Genomic DNA, 4,418 nt, shown 5'->3' with positions numbered 1-4,418 from the left:
GTGCCGGACAGCTCCACGCAGTGCCCGTGCGGCCGTACCGGCTGCCTGGAGGCGACGGTGTCCGACACGGTGCTCACCCGGCGCGCGGTGGAGCTCGGCATCGTCCCCGAGCCGCTCATCGGCCTGGTCGTCGATGCGGCGGCGGCCGGGGACCGGCGTGCCGACGCGCTGCTGCGGGAGCGCGCGAACGCGGTCGGCCGGGCGACGGCGCTGCTCCTCGACGTCCTCAACCCCGACCTGGTGGTGATCACCGAGCAGTCGAGCCTGCTGCACTCCGCGTACCTGGACGACATCCGGGCGGCGGCGATCGAGCGTTCGCACGTCTGCGACGACCCCGAACGCATCCTGGTCCCACATGCTGGACCGGCGGTGCTTCTCGTGGCGGCCGCCACGATCGTCCTGAACCCGCTGTTCAGCAGCCCGCTGCAAGCTTTCGGCAATACGGCCGCAATGCTCCCGACAGGTTGACAACTCTCCTGCGGCAGACCGCTGTTGACCCTCGTGGACGACCGCTGTCATCCTGCTGCGCGTGACCCCGGACCTGCGCCTCGCATCCCGCCGGCACGTCGACCTCCGTCGGCAGGCCAGCGCGATCTGTGCTGTCTGGCGCTGATTCTCCGCTGAGTCCCCGCTGAATTTCCGGGCCCCTTTCGGCTGCCCGAGTTCTCCTCGCCGGACTTCTTCCCTCCACAGCGCTCCTCGGACAGCGGCTGTCTGCGCGTTCTCACACGGGCCATTACTTCCTTCCGCAGCGAAAAGAACAGGTCTTCCACCATGCCCATCCCCCCACCCCTGCCTCCGGACTTCCTCTCCCGGCGCACGGCGCTGCGCGCCGCCGGTACCGGCGCCCTGCTGCTCGGGGCGAGCGGTGTGCTGGCGGGCTGCCGTTCGGCCGTGTCCGAGGACGGCAAGGCGTCGGGCGGGCCGCAGCGCGGCGGAACGCTCACCATCGCCGCTAACCAGGACTTCACTCCCGCCCTGCTGTTCACCCAGAGCGGCTTGTCGCTGCAGAACCGGCTGATCTACAACACCCTGACCCGCTACGACGACCAGCTGGAACCCCAGCCCGAGCTGGCCACTTCCTGGGAGTACGCCACCGACGGCAAGAGCGTCACGCTGAGGCTCCGCGACGACGTGGCCTACCACGATGGCCGCGCCTTCACCGCGGACGATGTGATCTTCGCCGTGCGGAACCTGACGAAGCCGGAGCGCTCGGCCCAGTTGGCGGCCACCGCCAAGGCCGTGACCGGCTTCGACAAGCGCGGCGACCACGAGCTGGTGCTCAAGCTGGCGCATCCGGTGAGCAACCTCTTCGACCTCTTCGAATTCATGATCATCGCGGATCGGCACACCGTCGACGAGGCCGTGAAGGGCACGAAGCTCAACGGCACCGGCCCCTTCAGGTTCACCAAGTGGCGGCCGGGTACAGGGCTGAGTCTCACCCGCAACGAGAAGTACTGGGTACCGCTGCGCCCGTACCTCGACGCCGTCGAACTCCGCGTCTACACCCAGCCGGACGCCCTGCTGTCGGCGCTCCGGTCCGGTCAGGCGCAGTTGTCGTACAACGTGCCGGGCAGGCAACTGGCCACGCTCAAGGGCGACGCCGGCTTCACGATCAAGGAGTACGACACCGGCAGCGGCGCCGTGTACGTCGGCGCCACCGTCACCGAGGCTCCGGCCGACAACAAGGCCTTCCGGCAGGCCATCGCCTGGGCGGTGGACCGCGACCGGGTCGTCACCCAGGCCCTCGGCGGATACGGCCTCGCCTCCGCCGCGCCCTGGCCCAGGTCCTCACCCGCCTACACCGAGGCCAACCGCACGCACTACAGGCACGACCCGGCCAAGGCCCGCGAGTTGCTCAAGTCCTCCGGTGTCTCGACGAAGCAGACACTGCCGCTCGGTCACCCGACGACGCCCCTGCACGTGACCATCGCCGAGATCGTGCAGTACGACCTGAAGCAGGTGGGGATCAAGACGGAGCTGCAGCCCTTCGATCCGGCCTCGTTCCAGAAGAAGCTGATCTCGGGCACGATGCCGACGCTGTGGATCAACAGCCACTCGTTCTCGCAGGTGCATCCCGCGACGCTGGCGGTGAGCGCGTACCCCTTCAACGAGGCGCACAACACCTCGCATTTCAGCTCCACGGAGTACACGGAGATCGTCGAAGAGGCATGGCGGCGCAAGGACGCCGACGGGGCCGCGGCCAAGGCGCTCTACCAGAAGGTCTCCGACCTGCTGCTCGACGAGGCGTTCATCATCGACCTCGCCGTCCAGGACTCGGTGGAGGTCGCGGCGAAGAAGCTGCACGGGCCGAAGCTCACCAAGTTCAGCTACCTCGACCTCGACAACGCCTACCTGGACTGAGCATGCGCGGCTACCTCCTGGAGAAGATCCCCTCCGCGCTGCTGGTCCTCGTGCCGGCCTCCTTCCTCATCTTCGCCATCCTGCGGCTGGTACCGGGAGACGCCGCCGAATCACTCGCCGGGTCCGACGCCTCCCCGGCGACCGTCGCCGCCATCCGCCACCAACTCGGCCTCGACCAGCCGCTGTTCACGCAGTACGTGACGTGGATCGGCGATCTGCTGCGCGGCGACCTCGGTCCGTCGTACGCCATCGGCGGCCAGGTCGCCGATCTGATCGGCGACGGGCTGGGGGCCACCGCCGAACTCACCCTGGGCGCCCTCTTCTTCACGGTCGTCCTCGGGCTGCTGTTCGGCGTGCTCGGTGCCACATCGCGGCGGCGCCCCGTCCGGGCAGCCGTGCGGGCGCTCACCACCGGGGCTCTCGCGGTGCCGCCCTTCGTCACGGGCGTGGTGCTGGTGCTGGTGTTCGCGGTCGGGCTCGGTGTGCTGCCGTCCGGCGGCCGGATCGGGCTCCTCAAAGCACCCGACCTGGAACTGCAGTACCTGCTGCTGCCCTCGCTGTGCCTGGCCCTGCCCAGCGCGGCCGTGCTCGGCCGCTACCTCAAGGACGGCCTGGAACGCGCCCTCGCCGAGGACTACATCCGCACCGCCACCGCGGCCGGCGTCCCCGCGCGCAGGCTGCTGTGGCGGCACGCGCTCCCGGGCGCCCTGCCGCCCGTCGTCACGCTGCTCGGCATGCAGACCGGCCAGCTCCTCGGCGGCGCCGTCCTGGTGGAGGCGATCTTCGCCTGGCCGGGCCTCGGCCAGCTCGCCGAGCAGGCGCTCAACCGTCGCGACTACCCCGTCGTACAGGATCTGCTGCTGCTCCTCGTGGCGGTCTTCGTCCTGGTGCAACTGCTGACGGACGTCCTGTACGCCCTGCTCGACCCGCGCATCCGGTGGGAGTGACCGCCGCCATGACCACGCTCTCTCTCGCACACGTACGCCGGCGGGCCACCCGCCACCCCTATGTCGCCGCCCTCGCCACCACCCGCGGCCGCATCGGTCTCGCGCTGGTCGGGCTGGTGATCCTCGCCGGGCTGCTCGCTCCACTGCTCACCTCCCAGGACCCGACCGACCAGAGCGGCGGGGCGCTCCTCGCCCCCGGCAGCCCCGGGCACCTCCTGGGCACCGACGACCTGGGCCGCGATTCTCTGAGCCGGCTCCTGTACGGCACCCGTACCGACCTGGAGGTGATCACGCTCGGAGTGCCGCTGGGCGCCCTGCTGGGCTGCGCGCTCGCGCTGCTCGCCGCGGTGCATCCGGTGCTGGACACGGTGGTACAGCGGCTGTTCGACCTGGTGCTGGCCTTCCCCGGGCTGATCCTGGCGCTCGCCATCACAGCCGTACTGGGACCGGGCCGACTGCCCGTGATCGTGGTGATCGCGCTGGCCGAACTCCCGGTGTTCGGGCGCCAGTTGCGGGCCGGGATCCTCGTCCAGCGCGAGCGCGAGTACGCGATCGCCGCGCGGGTCGGCGGCACCGGCCGGGCGAGGCTGCTGCTGCGCCACATCCTGCCGAACGCGGCCGATCCGCTGGTGGTGCAGATCGCCGTCTCCCTCACCATCGCCGTCTTCCTGGAGGGCGCGATGAGCTTCCTGGGGGTCGGCGTCCGGCCGCCGGAACCGACGCTCGGCAGCATGCTCAGCCAGGCCCTGCCCTACCTCGCCCAGGCCCCGTACTTCGCCGCCGGGCCGCTGCTCACCGTCACCCTGCTCGTCCTCGGTTTCTCGCTGCTGTCCGAGGCCCTGAACCGGGAGATACGCCGATGACCTTGTTGGATGTGCGCGGGCTCAGCGTCGACTTCCGCACGCCTGACGGACGGACCGTACACGCCGTACGAGACGTCGACTTCACCCTCGGGCGCGGGGAAACCCTCGCCGTGGTCGGCGAGTCCGGCTGCGGGAAGTCCACCACCGCGCTGGCGCTGACGCGGATGCTGCCGGGGACGGGACGGATCACCGCCGGGTCGGTGCGGCTGGACGGCACCGAGCTGACGACGGCCGGTGAGGAGGA

The 4,418-nt window shown here is 70.3% G+C and carries 6 protein-coding genes; all 6 read left to right on the top strand.

Features of this window, described 5'->3' with window-relative positions; translation table 11 throughout:
• A partial coding sequence (locus tag STRIP9103_RS24960) for an ROK family protein (RefSeq protein WP_048820935.1) occupies positions 1 to 468 on the top strand: 468 nt, incomplete at its 5' end.
• Between the two features lie 61 nt (positions 469 to 529).
• On the top strand, positions 530 to 613 hold the full coding sequence (locus tag STRIP9103_RS53530) for a putative leader peptide (protein ID WP_374005145.1): 84 nt from the start codon (positions 530 to 532) through the stop codon (positions 611 to 613).
• A 161-nt stretch (positions 614 to 774) separates the two neighbouring features.
• On the top strand, positions 775 to 2,364 hold the full coding sequence (locus tag STRIP9103_RS24955) for an ABC transporter substrate-binding protein (RefSeq protein WP_009321640.1): 1,590 nt from the start codon (positions 775 to 777) through the stop codon (positions 2,362 to 2,364).
• Between the two features lie 2 nt (positions 2,365 to 2,366).
• Positions 2,367 to 3,311 (top strand): ABC transporter permease, encoded by a 945-nt coding sequence (locus STRIP9103_RS24950; protein ID WP_009321637.1) that lies wholly within the window; start codon positions 2,367 to 2,369, stop codon positions 3,309 to 3,311.
• An 8-nt stretch (positions 3,312 to 3,319) separates the two neighbouring features.
• Positions 3,320 to 4,174 (top strand): ABC transporter permease, encoded by an 855-nt coding sequence (locus STRIP9103_RS24945; RefSeq protein ID WP_048820934.1) that lies wholly within the window; start codon positions 3,320 to 3,322, stop codon positions 4,172 to 4,174.
• Positions 4,171 to 4,418, top strand: a 248-nt coding sequence (locus STRIP9103_RS24940; protein ID WP_048820933.1) for an ATP-binding cassette domain-containing protein, incomplete at its 3' end; no start/stop codon positions are given. The genes STRIP9103_RS24945 and STRIP9103_RS24940, both read left to right, overlap by 4 nt.

This window comes from Streptomyces ipomoeae 91-03 (assembly GCF_000317595.1).
In the GTDB taxonomy this organism is placed as follows: Bacteria; Actinomycetota; Actinomycetes; order Streptomycetales; family Streptomycetaceae; genus Streptomyces; species Streptomyces ipomoeae.
This window is presented reverse-complemented; position numbering and strand designations above follow the sequence as displayed.